Below are 23525 nucleotides of genomic sequence, written 5' to 3'. Positions count from 1 at the left end.
TGGGTGGACGTCACCCGGCCTCGGGGGCCTCCCACTCCACGAGGAAGCGCGCGCCCGGGCCCTCGGAGGACAGGAAGCGGGCGCGCGCGTCGCGGCCTCCGGCGAGCCCGACGAGGGCCTCGAGCAGGCCCTGGTGGTAGGCCGGCTGCTCCATCACCTCGTTGAACCACACCTCGCACGAGGTGGGGCCGAGCTCCTCGACGCGCGACTCCACGTAGTTGTCCGCGTTGCGCAGGGTGGGATTGAGCCGGCGCAGGAAGCGCAGCGGCCCGAGCAGGGTGGCCACGTTCACCATGGCGTTGCCCACCAGCGTGTGCACCAGGCCGTGGATGACCTCCTGGCCGAGCCGACGCCAGGACGTCTGGGGCGGCTGGCCGGGGAACAGATCCGCGGCGGCGATGCGCAGGGCGCGCGCCCACGTCTCACTGGAATAGGCGGGCAGCAGCGGCCGGGACAAGTCGACTCCCACCTCGCTCAGCGCCTGGAGCGCCGGGGCCGACAACCGGCTCCCCCACTCGCTCCGGAAGAGTCCCGCCACGGTGTGCTCGAACACCCACCGCTCCCGTGCCTCCGGGAGACTTCCCTCGTCCGACGATCTCTCGAGCCCCTGCATACCCCCACCCTCCCCTCGGCGACATCCCCGGGGAAGCTAGGAACCCTCCTCCGGGGCTCCAGGGCGGAACCCCACCGGGGGCCAGGGGCTGATGACTGGTCAACAGGGAGCAGCACCCGGAGTCCACCCCGCGTTCACTCGAGGATGGCGAGGGGGAGGCCCGTGCGGGCTCAGGGCTCCGGCTGGGGTTGAGGCGCGGGCTGGGGCTTGGGCTCCGGCGCGGCGCCATGCTGGTGGGCGCGGCGGTACTCCTCGTAGCCCTTGGAGTAGGTGCCACCGAAGAGCTTGTCCAGGTAGGCGAAGAAGCCGGCGTAGTTGCCGAAGAACCGCCGGTGATGGAAGTCGTGGTAGGCCGAGCCCTTGTAGAAGGGCACGAGCAGTCCCGGGTTCCACGGCACGTCGTAGCCGCAGTGCCCATCGGCCGCCTCGAACTGCCGGAAGATGATCCACACCCACAGCGTCACCACGTGCGCCCCCACGAGCGAGGGCCCGGTGAGCACCAGCGTCGAGGTCGCCACGAACTCGACGGCGTGCATGTAATTGCCGGTGAGCGCGAAGGGGATGGTGATGCGGTGGTGCACCGAGTGGACGTGCTTGTACAGCCACGGGGTGTGCAGCGTCCGGTGCATCCAGTAATAGAGGAAGTCATCCAGGACGATGAAGAAGGCGATCTGCGCCACCATCACATACCAGGGGGGCAGGGCCCCCATGTGGATGCCCGACAGGTGGCGCATGAGGGGCCAGGCGAGCACCAGCCCGAGGAATGACAGCAGGCTGTTGATGGCCAGGCGGCCCAGCGAGGGCCAGAACCAGCGCTTGATGGGGAAGTCGCGCCCCTGCACCCGGTAGCGTTGCAGCGACTCGGGATTCTTGTAGGCCACCCACGTCCAGGGCAGCGCGAAGGCGAGGAAAGCACCCACACTCAAGAGCGTCGAACAGACGCCAACGAGGAAGAAGCGCTCGTCTTGGTACATCGCCAAGAAGCTCTTGAGAAAACCCATGGCGCCTTCCATGTCCGCCCTCCCGCGGTGAAGCGTGTATGGAAGGCGTGAATCCACCGCCTCGCCATCTCGCCCCCCGGTTAATTGACCCAGCTTAACCGGGGAAGTGGCCGCGAGCGAGCCGGTGACGAGCTTGCCCGTCCGATGACACGTGAGGCCAGAAGGCCCACGGCCGCTCGGCTCCTGGGCGGCTGCCAGGCGTCAGAGGTATTCGCCGAAGAGGATCGTCACCCGTTCGGACAAGCGTTTGAAGAGACCGCGGCGGCGCCAGGAATCCCAGCGGACCTCGACGGAGTGCTTCAAGTCCTCCTCGAACGCCTGGGCGAGCTGCCCGGCCATCCGCGCGTCATCCACCACCAGCGAGCCCTCCTCGGCGCTCAGCGCCAGCGGATCCAGGTTCGTCGAGCCCACCATGGACAGCGCGTCGTCCACGAGCAGTGTCTTGGAATGCATCATCGACACCTCGTACTCGAAGATGCGCACCCCGTGCTCGAGCAGCCGGTCATAGATGGCGAGCTGCCCCGCGAGCACGGGGCCGACGTCGTGGTGGCGGCTGCCCGGGGTGAGCACCCGCACGTCCACCCCCGCCTTCGCCTTGGCGATGAGCATGTCCTGCATGGCGCCGGTGGGGATGAAGTAGGAGTTGGAAATCCACAGCCGCCGCTTCGCCGAGGCGATGGCGAGCAGCGTCATGCGCTCGGCGTTGGTGAGCACGGGAGCACCGGTGTGGGTGACGAAGCCCGCGCGCGCCTGCCCGGCGGAGGGGATGGAGTCGGGAAAGGCCTCGGCGGGCAGCATGCCGCCCCCGGCCTCCTGCCAGTTCTGCGCGAAGGCCAGCTGCATGCCGCGCACCGCGGGGCCCTTCACCCAGAGGCTCGCGTCGCGCCATTGCTCGGGCTCGAGCCCCTCGCCGAGCCAGACCTTCCAGATGCCCCAGCCTCCCGTCACCCCGCTCACCCCGTCGAAGACGGCCACCTTGCGGTGCAGCCGCGACTGGAAGCGCTTGAGGTCCAACGCCGACAGGGTGCCCTGCAGGCGCCGGAAGATGCGCACCTCGCACCCGGCCGCCACCAGGTGCGGCCCCACGGTGTTCTCGAAGCGCATGCTGCCCAGGGGGTCCACCAGGATGCGGCACGTCACCCCGGGCCGGCGCTCGCGCAGCGCCTGGATGATGCGGTCGGACGGGTCTCCCGCGCGCCAGATGTAGACGAGGATGTGGATGCTCGAGCGCGCCGCGCGGATCTCCCGCTCGAGCACGTCGAACACGTGGCCGTTGTTGACGAGCTCCACCTCGTTGCCCGGCTCCAGCTCCACGCCCACCGTCTGGTACCAGGCCAGGGAGCGCCCCTCGGGCGTGACAGGGATGTCGTCGCGGATGCGCAGGGCGAGCCGGTGATTGGGCAGTGGACAGCCCGCGAGAAGCACGGCGAGGACGAGCAGCGGCCAACAGGTTTTCACCCGCGAAAGCTAGTCACGGCCCCGGCCCCTGGACCCCGGGACACCCCGGTGCGTCCACCCGGCGACACATGGGCCCCGACTCTGTCCGCTGACGGGCGTCGCGCCGCGGGCTCCGGGTGGACGGTGCGCCCACCCGGTCCCATCCCTGCCCCGGGGGGCCACCCGCCTTCGCGCCCTCGTCTGGACACCATGAGCCGCCCTGTCTTCACATCTCTCGCCTCGCTGTTCCTCATGCTGTGCCCACTCGTCTCGCCCGCGGCGCAGGAGCCCACCCCCGACACCGGGGACGCGCCCACGCGGCTGGCGCTGATGCCGGAGGGTGGGGACGCCCCGCTGAACATCGAGCCGCCACTGCCCGCCCAGCGGCCCCTCGGGCGCAGGCCGGTGAACGCCTCGCCGCAGATGACCCTGGACGCCCCGGTGCCCGCGGGCGCCTGGGCGGTGTACGGCGGCTTCACGCTGGTGCCGCTCGGGGGCCTCTATGGAGCGAGCCGGCTGGGCGGCGAGCGGCTCTGGGTGACGGCGGCCCAGACGGCGGCGGGCGGCGCGGTGGGAGCACTGCCCGGCTCGCTGCTCTTCCTCCAACCCCCGGAGGCCGGCGGCCGGTGGGCGGAAGCGGACGTGGCGGCGTTCGGCGCGGGGCTGGTGCTCACCCCTCCCCTGGCGGCCCTGGGCACCTGGGGCGTGGGCGAGCTCGCCGGCGGAGGCGGTCAGGGCCGGGCCTTCCTCGGCGCCCTGGGCGGCGCGGCCGTGGGCATGCTGCTCGGCGTGGCCCTGCATGGCGTGATGGAGGAAGTGGTGGGCAACCGCGACGCGCTCGGCTCCTTCCGAAAGGCCATCGCGCTGGGCTTCATCGGCTCGGGTTCCACCATGGGCTATCAATGGGCCGCGGGTGGCTCGCGCGCCCGGCGCCGCTGATAGGGTGCACCCGCTTCTGCTCCACACAGGAAGGTCCCCGTCCATGACGCGTCTGTCCCCCCTGCTGTCCCTCTGCCTCCTGCTCTCCGTGGCCGCGTGTGGCTCCTCGGAATCGGGAGACCCCGCCAAGGTCACCTACGCGCCCGTGCTGGGCGTGGACCTGACCGCCATGAACCGCAGTGAGTCCGGCCTCTACACGCAGGACCAGGTGGTGGGCACCGGCCTCGAGGCCACCAACGGCCGACTCCTGGAGGTGAACTACTCCGGCTGGCTGCCCGACGGCTCGCTCTTCGACACCAGCCTGGGCCGCAAGCCCTTCTTCTTCACGCTCGGGCAGGGCCGGGTCATCCGGGGGTGGGACGAGGGCCTGGTGGGCATGAAGGTGGGCGGCAAGCGCCGGCTCGTCCTCCCCTCCGACCTGGCCTATGGCGAGCAGGGCAACTCCGGCATCCCGCCCAACTCCGTGCTCATCTTCGACGTGGAGCTGCTCTCGGCGCGCTGAGCACTCGTCCGGCTCAGGCGGGAGGGCCGCCCGCATGGGCCCGGGCGGAGGCCCCCTTCTGCGCCCACGTGGCCCGGAACGTCACGCCCCGGGAGTCGGTGTGGAGGATGCCCACCTGGGGCAGCTCGGCGCCGCCCATGCGCATGCCCGCCATCACCAGGCCCGCGGTGAAGTGGCGCAGCACCTCGTCGGTCTCGTTGAACCACAGGTCCATCTCCGTCTCGGAGACGTCGGTGAACTGGACCTCGGTGTAGTTGTTGCCCGAGCGGAAGCTGCGCTTGGCCCGCTGCAACATGCGCCGGGGCCCGAGCAGCCGCAGCGAGGCGAACATGGCGCGGCCGATCATCGTCTCCTGGTAGCCGTCGATCATCCGCTCGCCCAGCTTGTGCCACGCCATCGAGGGCAGCTCGTTGGGGAAGGCCACCGGAGCGCTGAGCGCGATGCACTGGCTCCACGTCTTGATGGGGTAGGCGGGCAACAGGGGCCTGTCCAGGTCCACCCCCGCCGCGCGCAGCTTCTCCTTGAGCAACGCGGGCACACCCTGGGGGAAGGCCCGGGAGAACAGTCCCTGGACGGTGTGATTGAAGACAAGCGGGGTATCCGACATGACGCATCGCTATATCGCGCCCACCTCCGTGGTGGGAAGTCGCTCTTGTCTGCTTGAACGGGGAGCACTCGGCTCCCTCCCATGCAGCAGCTGGACGGGGCGGCCCTGACCCCGGGCCCGGGTGCGCACCTCCCCCGACACATCCAGGACCCGAACCGACCCCTAGCCCGAGGGAGCGGACGGCTCACCGGCGCCCTCCTCCGACAGGCCCGGCAGCTCCAACTGGCTCCGGGGAGGACTCCGGGGCGCCCGCGCCCGGTGCGCGCTGGAGGAGCGCGAGAAGCGGCGGGGCGGCGCATCGGTGGGCAGCAGCTCCCCGGCATCCGCCCACCCCGCCTGGACGAGCTCGTCGAAGGAGGGCCCGGTGGCCACGGCCTCGAGGCGGCGCGCCTGCCTGTCGAGCTCGCGGATGGCCTGGAGCCGCTCGTCGTTGCCGAGCCGGGCCGCGTCCACCGCCGCGCGCATCACCCGCAGCGTCTCGTCATAGATGTCCAGCCGCACCGGGAAGGGGTGCCGATCCTTGCCTCCCTGCGCGAGCGAGAAGCGCGCGGGATCCGTGAAGCGCGAGGGCGTGCCATGGAGGACTTCCGCGACGCTGGCGAGCGCCGCCACCGTGCGGGGGCCCACGCCGGGGGTGAGCAGCAGCTCGGCGAAGTCGCGCGGGCCCTGCTCGGCCGCGGCGGCGAGCGTGCCATGCAGCCGGCGCAGGACCACATCCTCGTGCGTCACCTCCTCGTGGACGGGCAGTTGCAGGTGGGGCAGCACCGGCGTCACGGGCCGGGGCGCGGGCTGGGGGAGCCGTTGCCGCAACGCCCCCGTCACCACGTCCGGCCCCTGGGACACCAGCTCCACCAGCGCGGCGCGCGTGCGCGAGGCGCGCTTGTCCGTGAGGTTGACGATGACGCCCTGGGACGGCCCGTCGATGGCGGCATGGGGCTCTTCCACGAAGCTGGACAGGCCCTCGGACAACCAGTGGTAGCGCCGGGCCTGCCGGGCCTCCGGGTTCATCCCCTGCTGCACCACCGCCCACGCGTTGTCGTCCGCGAGGATGAGGCTGTGGGAGTACAGCTCGAAGCCATCCTGCACCGCGGCGCTGTCCACGCGGGCGGTGAGGCGGCTGGCGCGCAGGAGCGTGGGGGCGTCGATGCCCACCCGGTCGCCGATGATGCTCAGCTCGTCGGGCACGCGGCGCGCCTGCACGCCCTTGCCGCCCACGACATACAACCCGAGCTGGCGCCCCCCGGGGGTGAGCCCTCGCTTGAGCGCGCCGAGCACCGTGGTGGTGACACCCGAGGAGTGCCAGTCCATGCCCATGACGGCCCCGAGCGACTGGAACCAGAAGGGGTGCGCGAGCCGGCGCAGCACCTCGTGACGGCCATAGTGCAGCACGAGCGCCTCCACGAGCACGCGGCTCATGCGCGCCATGCGCTCGGCGAGCCAGTCCGGCACCCGGCCCGAATGCAGCGGAAGATCCGCGCTACCGGTGCGTGCCATGGCGGACTCCGAGGGAGACGTCGAAAGGGGCTTCAAAGGGGACTTCAAAAGTCACATACTGGAGTCAACCTCGTGCCTCGGGTCCTTGTTCTCCGAGGGCCGTGACCCGCCCCTGGGCTGGCCGCTCCCCGGACAGCCCCCCGGCCGCCTGTGTTAGAGAAAGCGACGGCCATGACACTCGTCGTGCACCCCCACTTCCACCGGCGCCGCACCGGCGTGACGGCCCATACCGAAGTCGTCGTGTCGGAGCTCGCGCGCACCTCGGAGACGCGGGCGCTGGGCCGGCACCTGGCGGCCCACGTGCCGCGCATCGCCTGGGGCGAGCTGTGGCGGCGCCTCCGCCAGGAGCCCGTCGTCTGGCATGCGCACCGCAACAACGAGATGCTCGTCGGCCTGCTGTTGCGGCTGCTGAGCCGCCAGGTGCGACTCGTCTACACGCGCCATGGGGGCACCAGGCCGGGGCGCCTCACGCGGCTGCTGGCCCGCAGGGCCGAACGCCTCATCACCCTCAACGCCCAGGGCGCCGAGTGGATGGGCATTCCCTCGGCGCGCATCGGCCACGGGGTGGACCTCGCGCGCTTCGTGCCCCCAGCGGACCGCGACGCCGCCTGGAAGGCACTGGGGCTGGGCGGCCGACACGGCGTGGGCGTCGTGGGGCGCATCCGTCCTCCCAAGGGCCAGGGCGACTTCGTGGAGGCGGTGCGCCCGCTGCTCTCCGAGTTTCCCGAGTGGCGGGCCGTGCTGGTGGGGCAGGCGCGGGGCCGCAAGGACAGGGCGTGGGCGAACGAGCTGCGCGCCTCCACCGCGGACGGCCTGGTGCTGGCGGGCGAGCACGCGGACGTGGTGCCCTGGTACCAGGGAATGGACATCATCGTGCAACCCTCGCACGCCGAGTCCTTCGGCATGGTGCTGCTGGAGGCCATGGCGAGCGGGTGCTGCCTGGTGGCGACGCGGCTGCCCCACGTGCCCGCCCTCGTCGAGCACGGGCGCACGGGCTTTCTCTTCGACCCCGGGGACGTGACGACGCTGCGCGAGCACCTGCGCCTGCTGCTGCGCGAGCCCGAGCGCGCCCGGGCCGTGGGCCGCGCCGCCGCCGAGGAGGCCCGCGCGCGCTTCGGCGTGGCGCACGAGGCCCAGGCGCTCTGGCGCGTGTACCAGGAAGCCCTGGGGCGCTGAGACCCGCTCAGGCCGCGGGCGTCGAGGCGCTCTGCTGGGAGTCCGCGGCCATGGGCAGCGTGACGAAGAAGCACGTGCCCCGCCCGGGCTCGCTCTCCACGCGGATGTCTCCGCCCAGCGAGGTGATGATGCGGTGGCACACCGACAGCCCCAGCCCGGTGCCCACGCCCACCGGCTTGGTGGTGAAGAACGGATCGAAGATGCGCCGCAGGTGCTCGGCGGGAATGCCGGCGCCCGTGTCGCGCACCTCCACGGTGACCCGGCCGGGCCCGGACATGCGCGCCACCACGCGAATCTCGTTCTCCTTCACCCGCCCCGGCTCGATGGCGTGCGCCGCGTTGATGAGCAGGTTGAGGAACACCTGGCCCAGGCGCGCGGCGTTGGCGTGCACCGGGGGGACGCCCTCGCACTCCTCCACCAGGAGCGCCCGGTCGCGCGTCTCGTGCCGCGCCATCTTCACCGCGCTGCGCACCACCTCCGCCACGCTCACCGGGCCGAGCGCCACCTCGTCCGGCCGCGCGAGCGTCCTCAAGTCCTGCACGATGAGGCGCACCCGCTCGGCGCCCTCGTTCGCCTCGGCGAGCGCGGAGACCAGCTCCTGGTGCAGCTCCTCGCTCGGCGCGCCGCTCAACGCCGTCAGCTCCTGGTGCGCGAAGCGCAGGTTGCTGAGGATGAAGGCGAGCGGGTTGTTGATTTCATGGCCCACGCCCGCGGCGAGCCGACCCACGGAGGCGAGCCGATCGGCGGCCAGGAGCTGCTCCTGGGTGGATTGCAGCTCCTGGAGGCTCTCGCGCAGACGGGCGTTGGCCTCGGCGAGCTCGGAGGTGCGCGCGCGCACGGTGTCCTCCAGCAGGGCCTGGTAGCGCAGGGCCTCGCGCTCGGAGGATTCGGCCTCGGCGCGGATCATCCGCTGCTTCTCCTCCAGGGACTCGCGCAGCTCGCGCGCCATGCGGCCGATGGCGTGCGAGAGCATGCCCAGCTCGTCCCGGGCCACGGCGGAGGTGGCGGCGTCGATGTCGAAGTCCCCCTGGCCGATGCGCCGCGCCACGGCGGTGAGCTCGCGCAGCGAGCGGCGCAAGGGGGCGAGGATGGCGGCGGTGACGAGTCCCATGAGCAGCAGGCCGAAGGTGGGCACGAACACCGCCACCCACCGGGCCTGCCACACGTGGTCGTCCAGCAGCACCTGGAGCGACGCCGCCTCGGCGCGCTCCTTGCCCTGTGCCTCCACGATGCGCCGGCCCACGGTCTGCTCGAACTCCGAATACAACAACCACTCCACTTGCGGCGCCACGGGCACGGAGGGGGGCAGCTCGCGCACGCGCCGCTCCGCCAGGGCCGCCCAGGCGAGCAGCATCCGCTGGATCTCCTGCTGCTGCTGCTGCTGCTGCCGCTCCGCCACCACCTCCGACCAGTCCACGCCGGCCAGCACGCGCCCCTTGAGCTCCAGGGTCTGACCTTCCATGAGCCGCGCCGACGCCGCCTCCGCCAGGGCCGTCATCTCCCGGAGCACCAGCCCGGTGTCCTCCTGGTTCTGCCGCGCCTGGGCGAGCTGGTTGAGAAAGGGCCAGGCGAACGAATGCAGCCGCTCGAGGCTGTCGATCTGATTCTGGATGGACGCCAACTGCTGCCGCAATCGCTGGCCCCGGCTCGCCCCGGAATAGAGGAGCAGGGCCATGAGGCACACCAGCGTGACCGCCACCCCCGCGACCAGCAGGATCCTGGCGCGAATCGTCATGGCCACTCCTCGGAGACCCCCGGCACGCCCCCCATGCTCTCATGGAGCACCACCGGCACGCGAGGGGGGGGCCGAGCCGCTCCTCGCGGACACTCACGGGCGCGCGGCGCCGACCACCCGCTGCTGCAGGCGCGCATAGAGCTCCAGCACCAGCCGCAGCTCCTCCGCGGTGCGCTGCTCGATGGCGCCATGGTCACCGCGCTCGTAGCTCTCCCACACGCCCTTGCTCGAACCCTTGCGCTCGCGCAGGCCCAGGCGCCCGGCCATCTCCCGCGTCGTCTTGGGATAGAGCACGGGCTCCTCGGGAAACAGGAAGCTCGCCTCGTGGGCGAGGTCGATGGGCCGCGCCTTGAAGAACAGCTCGAACCAGTCGGCCGCGCGGGCGGTGTCGTGCAGCAGCGAGCGGCAGTAGAGGGCGGGCAGGTCGAACTTGGTGATGCCCGCGCCGCAGACGACCAGGTCCACCGCGGGCTTGCCCAGGATGCGCGCGTTCTCCGCGCGCTGCCGCTCCCACTCCTCCTCGAAGCGCCGCTGGATGGCGCCGAGCAGCGCCGCCTCGGACCCGAAGTGCCACAGCCACAACCCATCGATGCGCGGCGCCTCGGGGATGGGGTCCGCGAAACGCTTGCTGTAGAAAGCACCTCCCAGCAGCACATGCCCCGGCCGCGCGGGGTTCACGATGAGCGAGCCGCGGCTCGCGGTGCGGTCGTCCGGAGGGGCATAGGCCTCCAGGTCGAAGAACAACATGAGGTCACCTCACCGCGGAGCATCTCATGTGCCTCCCCGCGAACGTTGCCGGCGGCGCGGTGTTCATGAGTGGGACATTGCACCATCCAGGGGCAACAGGGGGCCGGGGACGTGGTGAGATGCGCGGGCTCGGAGGTCCTCCCATGCCATCTTCCAGATCCACGTGGTGCGCCGCGCTCGCGGCGGGATGCTTCTTCACCGCCCCGCTCGCCGAGGCGCGCTTCGGCGGGTCGAGCACCTCCACTCCGCGAGACGCCCGCGCCTCGGAGTCCCGGAGCCCGAGCACCCATGACGCCTCGCCCGTGCGGACGGAGCCGGAGAGCCCGGCACCGGCGCCCCGGGCCGAGCCCCCGGCGACCCGTGCCCGGCGGGGGCTGATCGTCCCGAGGGCCGGGTGGGTCCCCGGGGCCGCCTTCGTCGCCGCCTATCGCCAGCACCGCGACTACCCGGCGCGCCGCCCGGAGCAACCCGAGGAGGAGGGCTCCACCCACCTGGTGCGACTGGGAGTGGAGGCGCAGTCCGCGAGGCAGGGCCATGCGCTGGGCCTGAACTTCGGGCTGGAGGAGGAGCGCTGGGGCATCGCCACGCGGCTGGGTGGGCTGTCATTGAAGGCGGAGGACGACGTGGGCGGGAGGGATCGGCTGTATCTGGCGGACGCCCACGTGACGTACGCCGCGGCCGTGAGCCATCGGGGCCGGCTGCGCATCGAGACGGGCGTGGCGGCGGTGCGCGCGCCGGACGCCACCTTCGTGGGGCCGAGCCTGGCGCTGTCCTTCGAGCGCTGCCTCTTCGGCGCCCTGGACCTGGAGGGGCGGATCCAATGGGTGCCCCTGCCGCACCTGCAGGTGGACGGACAGATGGGCCTCGCGCTGCACCTGGGCGCGCTCTCCGTGCGCGGGGGCTGGCGGGGGCTGTACCTGGATGATCGCGGGCTGGTGGACCGTGTCGTCCACACGGAGGGAATCGGCGGCCCGTTCGCCGGCGTGGGCCTGAGCTTCTGAGCCACCGGCCTCGCGCCGCGCCTCCCGCGTGGTATCAGGAACCCACCCCGAAGCCCTCTTCCGCGAAGAGCGGACCAGCCTCGAGGGCCCTACTGGGAGACACCGATGACACAGCCCTGGACACTCGAAGATTTCGTCAAGGACGCGCTCGGCCGCGTGCCGGAGATCGCCGCCGAGGAACTGCACCACGGCACGTCCCGCCAGGAGATGGTCCTGCTGGACGTGCGCGAGGCGGAGGAGACGGCGGGGGGAGCGCTGGAGGGCGCGGTGCACCTGCCGCGGGGCCTGCTGGAGCTGCGGGTGCGCGAGCACGTGGCGCGGAGCGACACGCCGGTGGTCGTCTACTGTGGCGGGGGCAACCGCTCGGCGCTGGCGGCGGACGTGCTCCTGAAGATGGGCTACACGCGGGTGCGCAGCCTGGCGGGTGGCATCGAGCGCTGGCGGCGGCTGGGCCTGCCCATCACCGGGGGAGCCGGGGTGCGTCCGCCGCCGGGGAAGAAGCTCGGCTGGGAGGAAGTGCGGCGCGAGTTCGCCATCGTGGCGCGGTGCGTGCCGGTGCTGGGCGAGGGGGAGCGGGCGCTCGTGTACATGGATCACGCGGCGAGCACCCACGCGCCCTCGTCGGTGCTCGGGGCGTATACCGAGTTCGTGGCGCGCGAGTACGCCAACATCCACCGGGGCACGCACCACCTGTCGCGCAAGGCCACCGAGCGCTTCGAGGAGTGCTACGGCATCATCGCGCGCCACGTGGGGGCCGAGTTGCAGCGGGGCACCATCTGCTTCACGAGCAACACCACGCAGGCCATCGACCTGTGCGCGCACGTGCTGGCGGAGCGGCCGGGCCTGGTCGTCACCACGGAGATGGAGCACCACTCCAACGAGCTGCCCCACCGTCGGCGGGGCCCCACGCTGCGCGCGCGGGTGACGGACGAGGGGGAGCTGGACCTGGGGCACCTGGAGGAGCTGCTGCGGGGCAACCGGGTGAAGCTGGTGGCGGTGACGGCGGGCTCCAACGTCACCGGGGTGATGCCGGACCTGCGCCGGGTGGCGCGACTGGCGCACGAGCACGGCGCGCTGGTGTTGGTGGACGCGGCCCAGGCGCTCGCGCGCATGCCCATCGACGTGCGCGATCTGGACCACCCCGAGCACATCGACTTCCTGGCGGGGGCGGGGCACAAGGCCTACGCGCCCTTTGGGGCGGGCTTCCTGTATGGACCGCGCGCGATGATGAGCGAGGTGGCGCCGTACATTCCAGGGGGAGGCACGGCCTCGCGGGTGACGGCGAATGGCGCCGAGTACCTTCCCGCGCCGGACCGGCACCATGGAGGAACGCCCAACATCGCGGGGGTGGTGGGCATGGCGCGAGCGCTCGCCTTCCTGCAAGCCATTGGGATGGAGGAGGTGCGGGAGCACGAGGTGCGGCTGATGGAGCGCATGCTCCGGGGGCTGCGGGAGCTGGAGGGCATCACGCTGTACGGGCCGCCGGACGCGCACAAGCGCCTGGGGGTGGCGACCTTCAACGTGGACGGGGTGTCGGATCTGCTGGCGGCGGCGGTGCTGTCCGAGGAGGGAGCGATCGCGGTGCGCAATGGACGCTTCTGCTCGCACCTGTACATGGACAAGCTGCTCGCGGCGGGGGCGAAGGCGGCGGGAGGGGAAGTGCCCACGGGGGCGGTGCGCGCGAGCGTGGGCCTGTACAACGACGAGAGCGACGTGGACCGGCTCTTGGAGTACGTACGGAAGGTGAGGGACCGGCAGTGGCGCGGGCGCTACCAGGTGAAGGGGGACGTGGTGAGCGCCGAGTTCGCCGGCCGCTGCGCGGACAAGTGGATGGAAGCCACGAAGGACTGAGGCTCCCTCAAGGCGCTGGGGAAGAGATCCTCTTGAGCATGTCGACGACGGAGAAGGGGAAGAGGGCCCGGTGCTGGATGTTGCGGTAGTAGACCGCCAGGTAGTGCTCGCCACCAATCTGGATGACGGACTGGAGAGGTGGCGCGGCCTGGGCCTTGAACCAGTCCCACGCCTCCTCCCGGGTAGCGAAGTGGGCCACGGCCGGAGGGAGCCCGTCACGTGTCATCTCCGCGATGTGGTAGGCGAGCGTGGCAGATGGCGGGAGGTAGCGCTTCTGGCGATCGGCCGAGGACATGACGATGTGGTACTCGTTCGCGATCAGCACATGGGCCATGTCGGGCGGAATGGGACGCACCTTCAGCCAGGCCTGAGCTTCCTCCAAGGTGTCGAATGCGGCGATGATCCGGGCAGGAGCATTCGCGCCCTCGTCCTCGTAGTACTCCTCGAATTCGTAGAGCTGCCCGTTGCGCCAGATGAACCAGAGCGCCTCGATGGCCGTGAGGAGCAACTCCTTGTCCTCGGGAGACTGGGCGTTTTCATGAGCCAACCCGAGCAACTCCTGCACTCGCAGGATGCGTTTTTGGATGGTCATTGGATGGCCACCAGAGCGTGAGCATCGACCCCGAGGCCCGCATCGGACAGGAGCACCGCGGGCACGAGGACGAACAATCCCGCTCCCCCGGACACCGTGACGAACACCACACCCGCGATGACCACCACGCTTCCCGCGAGAAGCGCCTGGCGGTTGTCCGTCAACCAACCCACGGCCTTGTCCGTGGCCGAGAACTCGTGGGTTTGACGCCCCTGCGCCTCCTCACAATCGAGATAGGGCCGCAGGCACTCGTCCCTACAGAACTCCTCCTTGGCTCCCTTTCCCCTGCCCCTCGTCAGGTGTCCGTACCCACGAGCAAGAGGACGCGCCATGCACTTCTCGACACACTCGAGGTGTTCCGCGTGACAGTCGCGTGGCCGCATGGAAGCGAACACGACCTCCCCCTCCGTGCCCCGGCTTCGTGACGGACGCTTGTACGCGGACAGGTCGAACAGCTCGGCCCGGCGCCATGCGTGCGTCATCCCGCCGTCCGTGCCCTCTTGGAGGATGAGCACGAAGTGGGAGAGTTCCTCGACGGCGGGCGGGAGCATCACCTCCACCGCTTCCTCGCGAACCGGTTCGAGCGACGCGGAGCCCGTCGCGCAGCCCGAGACCAACGCCCACAGGAGTACGCCCCAGAGCGGGCGCGAAAGCCGACAAGTGTAAGCCATGTGAAGCACCCTACCCTTGCCGGGCCCTCAAGGCGCCACCTCCCTCAAGGCGCTACCTCAGAGGAAGGGCGTATGTCGCCCGCTCAACTGCCTCCCCGTGACGCCTTGAGCAGGTAGTCGCCCAGGTCCTCGCGCAGCTTCGTCTTGAGGAACTTGCCGGTGGAGGTGCGGGGAATCTGCGGCAGGAAGACGTAGTCCTCCGGCAGCCACCATTTGGCGAAGTGCGGCTCCAGGTGGGCGATGAGCTGCTCCTTCGTGGCCGACTGGCCGGGCTTGAGCACCACCGCGGCCAGCGGCCGCTCGTCCCACTTGGGGTGGCGCGCGGCGAACACGGCCGCCTCCAACACCGCCGGGTGCGCCATGAGGGCGTTCTCCAGCGCCACCGAGCTGATCCACTCGCCGCCGGACTTGATGACGTCCTTGGAGCGATCCGTGATGCGCACGTACCCCTCGGCGTCGATCGTCACGACATCGCCCGTCTTGAACCACCCGTCCGCCGTGAACCGATCCGCGCCCTCGTCGCCGTAATACGAGGAGGCCACCCAGGGGCCGCGCGCCTCCAGCTCGCCCATGGTGGTGCCATCCCAGGGCAACACCTGTCCCGAATCACTCACATGGCGCAACTCCACGAAGGGCACCGCGTAGCCCTGGGTGGCACGCAGGGCGAGCCGCTCGGCTTGGGGGCGCTGCTCGTGCTGACGGCGCGGCCGGGCGAGCGTCCCCACGGGATTGAGCTCCGTCATCCCCCAGGCATGCGTGACGACGAGGCCATGGCGGTGGAGGAAGCCCTCGATCATCGCCGGGGGCGCCGCCGCGCCGCCAATCAACATCGAGCGCACCGAGCGCAGGTCCCAGCGCTTGGGCTCCTGATCCAACAGCGCGAGGATGCCCAGCCAGATGGTGGGCACGCCCGCGGCGAGCGTGACGCGCTCCTGGGCCATGAGGTCCAACAGGGAGGAAGGGTCCAGGTGCGGCCCCGGAAAGACGAGCTTCGCGCCCGTGAAGAAGGAGCTGAAGGGCAGGCCCCAGGCGGCGGCGTGGAACATGGGCACCACGGGGAGCATGGTGTCCGCCTCGCCCACGCCGATGGTGTCGCTCATGCACTCGGCGAGCGAGTGCAGCACGATGGAGCGGTGCGAGTAGAGCACGCCCTTGGGGTGGCCGGTGGTGCCCGAGGTGTAGCAGAGCATCGCCGCGGAGCGCTCCTCGAGCGGGGGGAAGGCGAAGGAGTCCGGCTCGGCCGCGAGCAGCGCCTCGTAGTCGAGCCGGCCCTCGGGCACGGGGCCGTCGTCCGGGACGACGAGGACGTGCTGGACGCTCGGCACGGTGGCGATGAACTTCTCGAGCAGCGGCAGGAGCGAGCGGTCCACGACGAGCACGCGATCCTCGGCGTGCCGGGCGATATAGCCGAGGTCGTTGGGGTGCAGGCGCAGGTTGAGGGTGTGGAGGACCGCGCCCATGGAGGGGACGGCGAAGTACAGCTCCAGGTGCTGCTGGTGGTTCCAGCACAGCGAGGCCACCCGGTCCCCCGGCTTCACGCCCAGCCGGGTGAGCGCATGGGCGAGCCGGGCCGCGCGCCGACAGAAGTCGGCGTAGGTGGAGCGCTGGAGCGACTTGTCGGGCCGCCGGCTGACGATCTCCGAGGAGCCGAAGTAGGTCCGGGCCCGCTCGAGGAAGTGGGTCAGCGTGAGCGGGAAGTCCATCATGCGTCCGGTGAGCATCGGTGCACCTCGCGGCGGAAAGAGGGCGCTCATGCTACCGGGCCCCCGAGCCCCGGAGTACTCGCGGGAAGGTGCCCCGGGGGATGACGCACGAAGTCACACGGGCGCGGCGGACTTCACGCCTCGCGCAGCCGCAGCACCACCTTGCCCGTGGCCTTGCGCGCTTCCAGCTCCCGCAGGCCCTGGGCCGCCTGCTCCAAGGGGAGCACCCGGCCCACCACGGGCTCCACGAAGCCCTTCTCCGCGAGCACCGCCAGCGCCTGGGCGATGTCCGCCGAGATGCCGGGCTCCTGCACGAGGAAGCCGCCCCAGGCCACGCCCACCACGTCCACGTTCTTGAGCAGCAGCCGGTTCACCTTCACCTCGGGGATGCGCCCGCCCGCGAAGCCCACCACCAGGAGCCGGCCCTCGGGTGCCAGGCACTTGAGGCTCAGGTCGAACATGTCCCCGCCCACGGGGTCCACCACCACGTCCACGCCCCGCCCCGCTGTCGCCTCCTTCACCTGCGCCACCCAGTCCTGGCTGGAGAGGAAGGCCCGGTCCGCGCCCGCGCTGCGCGCCACTTCCGCCTTCTCCTCGCTGCTCACCACCGCGAGCACCCGCGCGCCCGCGCCTCGCGCCACCTGGAGGCTCGCCGTGCCCACCCCGCCCGCCGCGCCGAGCACCAGCACCGTCTCGCCCTCCTCGAGCCGGCCCCGGCGGTGCAGCGCGAAGTGCGCCGTGTGGTAGTTGAGCACCGTCCCCGCCGCCGCCTCGAAGCTCCACCCCTCGGGAATCGGAAACGTCAGCGAGGGCGCCGCCGCCGCCACGTCCGCCCAGCCCCCCAGCATCGTGAAGGCCATCACCCGCTGTCCCACCTTCACCTGCGCCCCCTCTGGAGCGCTGCGCACCACCCCCGCCACCTCCACGCCGGGCACGAAGGGCAGCGCGGGCTTCATCTGGTACTGGCCCCGCGACAGCAGCAGATCCGGAAAGCTCACCCCCGCCGCCACCACGTCGATGAGCACCTGATCCCCCGCCTCGGGCTCGGGCAGCTCCACCAGCTTCAATCCCTCGGGACCGTCCAACCGCTCGAGCTGCAACGCGCGCATGGTGTTTCTCCCCGGCCCGTCACCGCGCGGACCGCGTGGGTGTGGGCCGGCGAGGCTACACGATTCCAATCGCTGACAAGGAACCTCGGAAATGCCAGGGATTCCCGGCGGCACCTCTCACCCAACCACTTGCCCCGACGGATGACCACTTCCTCCGCATGTACATGCACATGTGCGAGCGCATGCGTGGGCCTCTCCCATGGACGCGGATGGAACCCATCACGTCCCTTCCGTCAAGAGCGATGGAGCGGCTCCGTCCAGGTGGGTGGGGGGTGCCCGAGTGCTCGGCTGCCCCAGTGCCGACTTCAGTGGGAACGGACGAGTTCAGATAAGGTTGACGACTTTCCGTCCAACCTCTTACGCTGGCGACAACGGAAATCTTGGAGTCCGCCGCATCTGAACAGAGGGGGTCGTCCCCGCTTCTGGCGGACGGTGCGATCCTCTATCATCAGAACCGCCTCGATCCCAATTCATGACAGGCTCAGCAATGCGAACCGCCTCACCAGTCGGAGCCCCCTCCAGCGAGCCACGCACAACGGACGCGCCCGCGGGAGCGGACGCTCGTTCCAATGTGGTGGCTTCCGCGGTGGATCCGTTCGCGCCCGGGGCGGGCAGCGCGCCCACCCCCCCGGTGCCGCTCTCGGTGGTGCCGCCGCCTCCGGCCACCGTTCCCCCCTCGCGCTTCGCCCCCGGCTTCACCGCCAAGCTGAACCTGGTGACGGACGTGGTGCTCGTGGTGACGGCGCTGCTCACCGCCACGACGCTCATGGGGCATGATCTCCGTCTGGAGCGCACGGACGTGTGGGTGCTGCTCGGCGTGGGCGTCATCTCCTGGCTGGTGGCGGGCACGGCGCTGTGCCTGTATGACGCGCGCTTCGCGGAGCGCGAGCGGCTGGATGATCTCGCGCTCATCTCCATCCAGGTGCTGGCCGTCACGGTGGTGCTCTTCCTCACCCGGCTGTTGATGGGCACCGAGTCGTGGATCGTCGCGCTCAGCCTGTTTCCGCCGCTCTTGTGGCCCTCGGTGGCGCTCTTGCGCCTGTTGGTCTTCCGGCGGCTGGCGGTGCGCGAGGAGCCGTTGGACGAGGTGCTCATCCTGGGCGTGGGCGCCATGGGGCGGCTCACCGGGGAGGATCTCCGCCACAAGCACCGCCGCAAGGTGGTCGGCTACCTGAAGTTCGGCGGCGAGGCGGCGGTGGAGACCCCGGCGCCCGTGCTGGGCACGACGAAGGACCTGGAGAGCGTGCTGAGCACGGTGCCGGTGAACGAGGTCTACATCTCCGGCAACATCGTGAAGAACCACACGGAGATGCAGGCGGCGGTGAAGGTGTGTGAGAAGTTCGGCATCCCGTTCGCGCTGCCGGCCTACCAGATGCGCTTCGACCGGGCGCGGCCGGTGGATGACAACGCCATCTCCGACGGCTACCTGCACTTCGTCACCCACGCCTTCCAGCCGCACCAGATGGCGCTCAAGCGGCTGTTCGACATCGTCAGCTCCGCGGCGGCGCTGCTGATGCTCTCGCCGCTGCTCATCGCGGTGGCGCTGGCGGTGAAGCTCACCAGCCGCGGTCCCGTCTTCTTCCGGCAGGAGCGCGTGGGTCTGCACGGCAGGACCTTCGGGATGCTCAAGTTCCGCTCCATGGTGGTCAACGCCGAGGAGCTCAAGGCCAAGCTGGAGGCGCTCAACGAGCAGACGGGCCCCGTCTTCAAGATGAAGAACGACCCGCGCATCACCCGGGTGGGCCGCTTCATCCGCAAGTACTCCATCGACGAGCTGCCCCAGCTCATCAACGTGCTGCGCGGCGAGATGAGCGTGGTGGGACCGCGTCCGCCCATCCCCAAGGAAGTGGCCAAGTACGCCGCCTGGCAGCGCCGCCGTCTGTCGGTGCGCCCGGGCCTCACCTGCATCTGGCAGGTGTCCGGCCGCAACCAGATCTCCTTCGAGAACTGGATGTACCTGGACATGCAGTACATCGACCACTGGAGCCTCAAGAACGACATCAACCTCATCCTCAAGACGGTGCCGGTGGTCATCACCGGCAGCGGCGCGAGCTAGCGGTCACCGGGCCGCGGGGGGAGCCCCAATGCGCGCTCCCCCGGCCCGGAAAAGAGGCATGCTCCCGAGGGAAACAGGGCGCGGCGAGTCCGCCCGCCCGCCCCGGTTGAAGCGAGCCCGGGCCCGCCCGCCGGCCCTACAGACCTGTAGCCGTTAGTTTGACGAGGGGGCACCGCTGTCGTTCACTGCACGGACTTTCTCATCGAGGAATCCGTCATCGACATGCCTCCCACGAGCGCGGCGCCCACCAGGGCCGAGCCCGTCTCTCCCCAGGTAGATGCCCATACCTCGCTGCGCAACGCCCTGAAGCTGGGCGGTTCGCTGCTGGTGACGTATGGCATCGCGCTGGTGATGCGCATGGTGTTGCCGCGCTACCTGGGGCCCGAGGGTTTTGGCCGCTACGGCTGGGCGGACGGCTTCTCCGGAGCGTTCTTCGTGCTCAGCGCGCTGGGGCTGGACGTCTACATCCGCAAGGAGGTGTCCGTCCGGCCCGAGCACGCCAGCGAGTTCTTCGGCGGCACGCTGCTGTTGCAGGTGGGGCTCGCGCTGGGGCTGACGGGGGCCATGTGGTGGGTGATGCGCGCCAGCGGCGAGCCGCCCGAGGTGCAGCGCCTGGCCCTGCTGCTCGGCGGCTACCAGTTCTTCTACCGGCTCAATGCCATCCTCGCCGCGGTGCTGCACGCGCGCGAGCAGGTGGACGGGCTGTCGGTGGCGCACGTCGCCATGAAGTGCATCTGGGGCGGCGGGATGCTGCTGGTGCTGCTCTTGCGGCTGCCCCTGCCCTGGCTCGCCGCGCCCTTCATCGGCGCGGAGGTCTTCAAGGCCGTCTACCTCTTCCACCTCACGCGCGCGCATGCCGGGCTGAAGCTGCGGCTGGACGTGCGCTCCACGGTGACGGCGCTGCTGGCCGCCCTGCCCTTCTTCCTCAACGACGCGGCGCTGGCCACCAATGGCCGCGTGGACGTGAGCCTGCTGGGCCTCGTGGCCAACAAGACGGAGGTGGGCTACTACAACGCCGTGTGGGGCATCGCCGGCATGACGATGCTGCTCTCGCCCATCCTCGGCTGGGTGCTCCTGCCGATGATGTCGCGCGCGGCGGCGAGCTCGCCCGAGGAGTCCACCCGCCTCCTGCGCCGGGGCCTGGAGGGCATCCTCGTGGTGTCCGTGCCGGTGACGCTGGCGCTCGCGCTGGGCGCGGAGACGTGGGTGCGGTTGATGATCGGCCAGGCCTACCTGCCGGCCGCGCCGGTGCTGCGGCTGCTCGCGCCCATCTTCGTGCTCACCTACGTGGCCACGGTGTGTGGCAGCTGGCTCATGGCCGCGGGCCGCACCTGGACGGTCACGCGCACCTCCCTCCTCGCCGCGCTGATGAATCCCGCCCTCAACCTGCTGCTCATCCCCCTGCTGCTCGCGCGGCTCGGGCCCGCGGGCGGCGCGAGCGCCACCGCCCTGTCGCTCGCCATCTGCGAGGTCATCGTCACGCTCATCCTCGTGGGCGCCATCGGCTCGCGGGCCTTCGACGCCCGGGGGCTCGCCGTGGTGGGCAAGACGCTCGGGGTGTGCGCCGCCGTCACCGTCGTCCATCTGCTGCTGGGCCGCGCGGGGCTGGACGCGCGCGACCTGGGGCGCGGGCTCGCCCGGCTGGTGGTGGATGGCGCCGTCTACCTGTCCCTCGTCCTCGTCACCGGCGCGCTGCGCTGGGACGAGGTGCTCGCGCTGGTGCGCCGGGTGAAGGCTCGCCGCGAGTCCACCGCCACCGCGCAGTCCCCCCTCCCGGAGGAGCGCGTCGCATGAAGACCCTTCCGTCCCCCCTGAGTCCCGCCCGGTGCCGTGTCGCGCGCCTGGCCGCCCTGGCCGCGCTGCTGTTCGTCTCGGCCTGCTACCACCCCGGCCGCTTCGTCTGGGTGGATGACTACCGCGAGCCCCCGCCGTCGCAGCAGGACGACAGCTACCTCATCCGCAATGGGGACTTGCTCGACGTCAACGTGTGGAACCAGGATCGCATCTCCAGTCGGCCGCGCGTGCGCGACGACGGCCGCATCAGCCTGCCGCTCATCAACGACGTGGATGCCGCCGGGCAGACGCCCGCGGCGCTCGCGCGCGCGGTGGAGCAGAAGCTCAAGGAGCTGGTGGCCAACCCCGTCGTCACCGTCATGGTGCAGGAGGCGCAGCTCATCCGGGTGTCCGTGCTGGGCGAGGTGCGCAACGCGGGCCAGAAGAAGCTCGAGTGGGGCGCGGGGCTCTTGCAGGCCATCTCCGAGGCCGGCGGCTTCACCGACTACGCGCGCGAGGACGCCATCTACGTGCTGCGCCGCGAGCCCGGCTACCAGAACCAGGAGCCGGTGCGCATCCGCTTCACCTGGGAGAACCTCAGCCGCAACGAGGGCAATGCCGCCACCTTCCGCCTGAAGACGGGCGACGTGGTGGTGGTGGAGTAGACGCATGGCGCTGCCCGCCCTGGCGCTCGGCTGGCTGTTGGTGGCCTCCGTTCCGGCCGTCAAATACAAGACCCAGGTGAGTCTGAACTCCGTCGTCCGCACGAAGCTGCTCACCGAACAGGCCGGCAGCGACGTGGTGGCGGACGTGCTGCTCGCCCCGCGCCTGGACAGCGTGCTGTACACCAACCGGCTGGAGGTGAAGTTCGTCGCCGAGCCGCAGTTCTTCCTGCGCCAGGTGCCCCTGCGCCCCACCTTCGAGTTCCTGCTGTCGGCCTATGCGTGGGTGGAATACAAGCTGCGCCGCGACTTCTCGCTGGTGGCCGTCCACACCACCACCTTCGGCACCTTCCCGCTCAGCGACTTCCGGGGCGCCGGGGGCAGCGATCTGCCGGTCGGTCGCGGCGAGTCCCAGGGGTTCCTGCTGAGCAGCTCCTACGTCTACACGGAGACCCTGGCGGGCTTTCAGGGCTCGTTCGGCGTCAAGCGCCTGATGGTGGCGGGCACCTTCGGGTGGATCGTCAACGGCTTGTTGGAGTACCCGGTGCGTCCGCTCAAGCGCGGCGAGGCCGCCTATCCCCAGCAGCGCATGCCCCAGCTGCGCCTGGAGGCCAACTACGGCGCCACCCGCCGCGACTACCTCACCCTGCTGGTGCTCGGCCAGGATGTGTCCTTTTCCACCGCCAACCGGGACTCCGTCCTCCAGGTGGCCCCGGGAATCAAACACTCCTTCAGCCCGCTGGTGGATGTGAGCCTCGCGCCGGGCATCGCGCTGGGCCGGGTGTACCCACGCCGGGAGGAGGTGGAACCGTACAACGTGACCATGCCCACCCTGGAGACGGCCCTCGAGGCCCCCGTGCCCCTGGGCCATCACTGGCCCGTGGCGGCCCGGCTGCGTGCCCGATACCTGCCGTACATGGATCCGCTCAGTACCCAACTCGTACCGCGGGGTGAGCTGGGCGTGGATCTGAAATGGGAGGGCCGGCGGGATGCCAAGGTGACCGGTGGCGTCCGCTATGCCCACCCGCTTACCTCTGGACTGCACCGCAACGATCAGGAAGTGCGGGCGGAGGTGGAGGCGCTGCTGCCCCTGCCGCTCTCCCGCTACCTCTTCATGCAAGCGAAGGGACAATTCACCTGGCGACATCATGCCGTCCTGTCGTTCCGGCCCCAGACCGGGGAGTTCAGTCCGGTTGTCCAGTGGTTCACGAGCGTTGGATTGGTCGTGCGCTATGACCGTGGTAGGCTTTGAGACCATCAGGCCATGAAGAAGTTCCTGTTGATGTCCGTGTTGTACGCACTGCTCGTCCTACCGAGTCTGGCGGCGCGGGAGCCCAACGCGGCGCGCGGCGTAAAACGCGCGGTGGCGATGTTCGTGGCGTACAACTTCTTCTACATCTTCGTCGTCCTGGTCGTCTGGATGTCGATGGAAGGCTGAAAAGGCCAGAGAGACGCGTATGGAGCAGCAGCAAGGAGCAGTTCTCGTCGTCGAGGACTCACCCATGTTCCGCCGGATGGTGAGCGATCTGCTCCAGTCGATGGGCTTCGCGCGGGTGCAGGAAGCCGGCAGCGGACAGGCCGCCCTGGAGTTCCTCGCCGAGCACCGCCCGATGCTGGTGTGCCTGGATCTGACGCTGCCGGATATCTCGGGTTACGAGGTGTGCGAGTTCATCCGCTCCACGCCGGTGCTCCAGGACATCCCGGTGTTGATGATCTCCGCGCGCACGCAGACGATGGACCGGGCCCAGGCGGAGGAGGCGGGGGTGAGCGGCTACCTCATCAAGCCCTTCACGCCCGAGGAGTTCCGTCACCAGTTGGAGCGGGTGCTGGCGGCCCGTCCTCGTAAGGAGGCATGA

The 23525-nt window shown here is 70.5% G+C and carries 22 protein-coding genes; 11 read left to right on the top strand and 11 right to left on the bottom strand.

The genetic code is table 11. From position 1 onward, the window contains the following. Positions 1-10: 10 nt before the first annotated feature. From D187_RS06680 to D187_RS06670, 3 genes are all read right to left on the bottom strand, one after another. Positions 11-553, bottom strand: a complete 543-nt coding sequence (locus D187_RS06680; RefSeq protein WP_162159622.1) for a DUF2378 family protein — start codon at positions 551-553, stop codon at positions 11-13. A gap of 230 nt (positions 554-783) precedes the next feature. Continuing rightward, positions 784-1614, bottom strand: coding sequence for a sterol desaturase family protein (locus D187_RS06675; RefSeq protein WP_162159621.1), 831 nt, complete (start codon positions 1612-1614; stop codon positions 784-786). A gap of 201 nt (positions 1615-1815) precedes the next feature. Beyond that, positions 1816-3072, bottom strand: a complete 1257-nt coding sequence (locus D187_RS06670) for a phospholipase D-like domain-containing protein (protein ID WP_002631098.1) — start codon at positions 3070-3072, stop codon at positions 1816-1818. 189 nt (positions 3073-3261) lie between these two features. Between D187_RS06670 and D187_RS06665 the strand changes: the two genes are divergently transcribed. Together D187_RS06665 and D187_RS06660 are read left to right on the top strand one after the other, a co-directional pair. Beyond that, complete coding sequence (locus tag D187_RS06665) at positions 3262-3990, top strand: hypothetical protein (protein ID WP_002631097.1); 729 nt, start codon at positions 3262-3264, stop codon at positions 3988-3990. Between the two features lie 43 nt (positions 3991-4033). After that, on the top strand, positions 4034-4492 hold the full coding sequence (locus D187_RS06660) for an FKBP-type peptidyl-prolyl cis-trans isomerase (RefSeq protein WP_002631096.1): 459 nt from the start codon (positions 4034-4036) through the stop codon (positions 4490-4492). 13 nt (positions 4493-4505) lie between these two features. On the opposite strand, the gene D187_RS06655 is transcribed toward D187_RS06660, so the two are convergent. Then, positions 4506-5099 carry a DUF2378 family protein gene (locus D187_RS06655; protein ID WP_002631095.1) on the bottom strand — a complete coding sequence of 198 codons (594 nt, stop codon included), beginning with the start codon at positions 5097-5099 and terminating at the stop codon, positions 4506-4508. A gap of 162 nt (positions 5100-5261) precedes the next feature. After that, the gene (locus D187_RS06650) at positions 5262-6593 is read right to left on the bottom strand and encodes a DUF763 domain-containing protein (RefSeq protein ID WP_002631094.1); all 1332 of its coding nucleotides are present in this window, start codon (positions 6591-6593) and stop codon (positions 5262-5264) included. Between the two features lie 171 nt (positions 6594-6764). Between D187_RS06650 and D187_RS06645 the strand changes: the two genes are divergently transcribed. Continuing rightward, complete coding sequence (locus D187_RS06645; protein ID WP_002631092.1) at positions 6765-7769, top strand: glycosyltransferase family 4 protein; 1005 nt, start codon at positions 6765-6767, stop codon at positions 7767-7769. A gap of 7 nt (positions 7770-7776) precedes the next feature. Here the strand turns inward: D187_RS06645 and D187_RS57525 are convergent, their stop codons facing one another. Together D187_RS57525 and D187_RS06635 are read right to left on the bottom strand one after the other, a co-directional pair. Next, on the bottom strand, positions 7777-9504 hold the full coding sequence (locus D187_RS57525) for a sensor histidine kinase (protein WP_002631091.1): 1728 nt from the start codon (positions 9502-9504) through the stop codon (positions 7777-7779). Between the two features lie 93 nt (positions 9505-9597). Then, on the bottom strand, positions 9598-10251 hold the full coding sequence (locus tag D187_RS06635; RefSeq protein WP_002631090.1) for a hypothetical protein: 654 nt from the start codon (positions 10249-10251) through the stop codon (positions 9598-9600). A 143-nt stretch (positions 10252-10394) separates the two neighbouring features. Between D187_RS06635 and D187_RS49525 the strand changes: the two genes are divergently transcribed. Then, a complete protein-coding gene (locus D187_RS49525) occupies positions 10395-11252 on the top strand; it encodes a hypothetical protein (RefSeq protein WP_002631089.1) in 858 nt (285 codons plus the stop codon). Positions 11253-11357: 105 nt separating this feature from the next. Then, positions 11358-13103, top strand: coding sequence for an aminotransferase class V-fold PLP-dependent enzyme (locus tag D187_RS06625; RefSeq protein WP_002631087.1), 1746 nt, complete (start codon positions 11358-11360; stop codon positions 13101-13103). A 7-nt stretch (positions 13104-13110) separates the two neighbouring features. Here the strand turns inward: D187_RS06625 and D187_RS06620 are convergent, their stop codons facing one another. The 4 genes from D187_RS06620 to D187_RS06605 all read right to left on the bottom strand — a co-directional run bounded on the left by D187_RS06620 (position 13111) and on the right by D187_RS06605 (position 17178). Next, entirely contained in the window at positions 13111-13695 is a 585-nt protein-coding gene (locus D187_RS06620; RefSeq protein WP_002631085.1) for a hypothetical protein, read from the bottom strand. Continuing rightward, a complete protein-coding gene (locus D187_RS57515; RefSeq protein WP_245591624.1) occupies positions 13692-14366 on the bottom strand; it encodes a hypothetical protein in 675 nt (224 codons plus the stop codon). Before D187_RS57515 ends, D187_RS06620 begins: the two co-directional genes overlap by 4 nt. A gap of 83 nt (positions 14367-14449) precedes the next feature. Next, complete coding sequence (locus tag D187_RS06610; RefSeq protein ID WP_002631081.1) at positions 14450-16087, bottom strand: long-chain fatty acid--CoA ligase; 1638 nt, start codon at positions 16085-16087, stop codon at positions 14450-14452. 116 nt (positions 16088-16203) lie between these two features. Continuing rightward, on the bottom strand, positions 16204-17178 hold the full coding sequence (locus D187_RS06605) for an NADPH:quinone oxidoreductase family protein (RefSeq protein ID WP_002631079.1): 975 nt from the start codon (positions 17176-17178) through the stop codon (positions 16204-16206). 472 nt (positions 17179-17650) lie between these two features. On the opposite strand from D187_RS06605, the gene epsZ reads away from it, so the two are divergent. From epsZ to D187_RS06580, 6 genes are all read left to right on the top strand, one after another. Further along, positions 17651-19234: an exopolysaccharide biosynthesis polyisoprenyl-phosphate hexose-1-phosphate transferase EpsZ gene (gene epsZ / locus D187_RS06600; RefSeq protein WP_438356941.1), complete on the top strand. Its 1584-nt coding sequence runs from the start codon at positions 17651-17653 to the stop codon at positions 19232-19234. Positions 19235-19456: 222 nt separating this feature from the next. Beyond that, on the top strand, positions 19457-21028 hold the full coding sequence (locus D187_RS06595) for a flippase (protein ID WP_002631075.1): 1572 nt from the start codon (positions 19457-19459) through the stop codon (positions 21026-21028). Further along, positions 21025-21672 carry an exopolysaccharide export protein EpsY gene (gene epsY, locus D187_RS06590; RefSeq protein ID WP_002631074.1) on the top strand — a complete coding sequence of 216 codons (648 nt, stop codon included), beginning with the start codon at positions 21025-21027 and terminating at the stop codon, positions 21670-21672. The genes D187_RS06595 and epsY overlap by 4 nt, the downstream gene beginning before the upstream one ends. A gap of 4 nt (positions 21673-21676) precedes the next feature. Next, positions 21677-22921, top strand: a complete 1245-nt coding sequence (locus D187_RS06585; protein WP_002631073.1) for a hypothetical protein — start codon at positions 21677-21679, stop codon at positions 22919-22921. Between the two features lie 12 nt (positions 22922-22933). After that, complete coding sequence (locus tag D187_RS56700; RefSeq protein WP_002631072.1) at positions 22934-23107, top strand: hypothetical protein; 174 nt, start codon at positions 22934-22936, stop codon at positions 23105-23107. A gap of 19 nt (positions 23108-23126) precedes the next feature. Then, entirely contained in the window at positions 23127-23525 is a 399-nt protein-coding gene (locus D187_RS06580) for a response regulator (RefSeq protein ID WP_002631071.1), read from the top strand.

The sequence above is a fragment of the Cystobacter fuscus DSM 2262 genome, assembly GCF_000335475.2.
GTDB classification, from domain to species: domain Bacteria; phylum Myxococcota; class Myxococcia; order Myxococcales; family Myxococcaceae; genus Cystobacter; species Cystobacter fuscus.
The sequence above is the reverse complement of the archived record's forward strand: the minus strand, read 5'-3'. Positions and strand labels throughout refer to the sequence as shown.

Excerpts from the sequence above, each read along its gene's own strand:
- D187_RS06675 (WP_162159621.1), bottom strand. The coding sequence starts at position 1,614 with ATGGGTTTTCTCAAGAGCTTCTTGGCGATGTACCAAGACGAGCGCTTC.
- D187_RS06665 (WP_002631097.1), top strand. The coding sequence starts at position 3,262 with ATGAGCCGCCCTGTCTTCACATCTCTCGCCTCGCTGTTCCTCATGCTG.
- D187_RS06660 (WP_002631096.1), top strand. The coding sequence starts at position 4,034 with ATGACGCGTCTGTCCCCCCTGCTGTCCCTCTGCCTCCTGCTCTCCGTG.
- D187_RS06655 (WP_002631095.1), bottom strand. The coding sequence starts at position 5,099 with ATGTCGGATACCCCGCTTGTCTTCAATCACACCGTCCAGGGACTGTTC.
- D187_RS06650 (WP_002631094.1), bottom strand. The coding sequence starts at position 6,593 with ATGGCACGCACCGGTAGCGCGGATCTTCCGCTGCATTCGGGCCGGGTG.
- D187_RS06645 (WP_002631092.1), top strand. The coding sequence starts at position 6,765 with ATGACACTCGTCGTGCACCCCCACTTCCACCGGCGCCGCACCGGCGTG.
- D187_RS57525 (WP_002631091.1), bottom strand. The coding sequence starts at position 9,504 with ATGACGATTCGCGCCAGGATCCTGCTGGTCGCGGGGGTGGCGGTCACG.
- D187_RS06635 (WP_002631090.1), bottom strand. The coding sequence starts at position 10,251 with ATGTTGTTCTTCGACCTGGAGGCCTATGCCCCTCCGGACGACCGCACC.
- D187_RS49525 (WP_002631089.1), top strand. The coding sequence starts at position 10,395 with ATGCCATCTTCCAGATCCACGTGGTGCGCCGCGCTCGCGGCGGGATGC.
- D187_RS06625 (WP_002631087.1), top strand. The coding sequence starts at position 11,358 with ATGACACAGCCCTGGACACTCGAAGATTTCGTCAAGGACGCGCTCGGC.
- D187_RS06620 (WP_002631085.1), bottom strand. The coding sequence starts at position 13,695 with ATGACCATCCAAAAACGCATCCTGCGAGTGCAGGAGTTGCTCGGGTTG.
- D187_RS57515 (WP_245591624.1), bottom strand. The coding sequence starts at position 14,366 with ATGGCTTACACTTGTCGGCTTTCGCGCCCGCTCTGGGGCGTACTCCTG.
- D187_RS06610 (WP_002631081.1), bottom strand. The coding sequence starts at position 16,087 with ATGCTCACCGGACGCATGATGGACTTCCCGCTCACGCTGACCCACTTC.
- D187_RS06605 (WP_002631079.1), bottom strand. The coding sequence starts at position 17,178 with ATGCGCGCGTTGCAGCTCGAGCGGTTGGACGGTCCCGAGGGATTGAAG.
- epsZ (WP_438356941.1), top strand. The coding sequence starts at position 17,651 with ATGACAGGCTCAGCAATGCGAACCGCCTCACCAGTCGGAGCCCCCTCC.
- D187_RS06595 (WP_002631075.1), top strand. The coding sequence starts at position 19,457 with ATGCCTCCCACGAGCGCGGCGCCCACCAGGGCCGAGCCCGTCTCTCCC.
- epsY (WP_002631074.1), top strand. The coding sequence starts at position 21,025 with ATGAAGACCCTTCCGTCCCCCCTGAGTCCCGCCCGGTGCCGTGTCGCG.
- D187_RS06585 (WP_002631073.1), top strand. The coding sequence starts at position 21,677 with ATGGCGCTGCCCGCCCTGGCGCTCGGCTGGCTGTTGGTGGCCTCCGTT.
- D187_RS56700 (WP_002631072.1), top strand. The coding sequence starts at position 22,934 with ATGAAGAAGTTCCTGTTGATGTCCGTGTTGTACGCACTGCTCGTCCTA.
- D187_RS06580 (WP_002631071.1), top strand. The coding sequence starts at position 23,127 with ATGGAGCAGCAGCAAGGAGCAGTTCTCGTCGTCGAGGACTCACCCATG.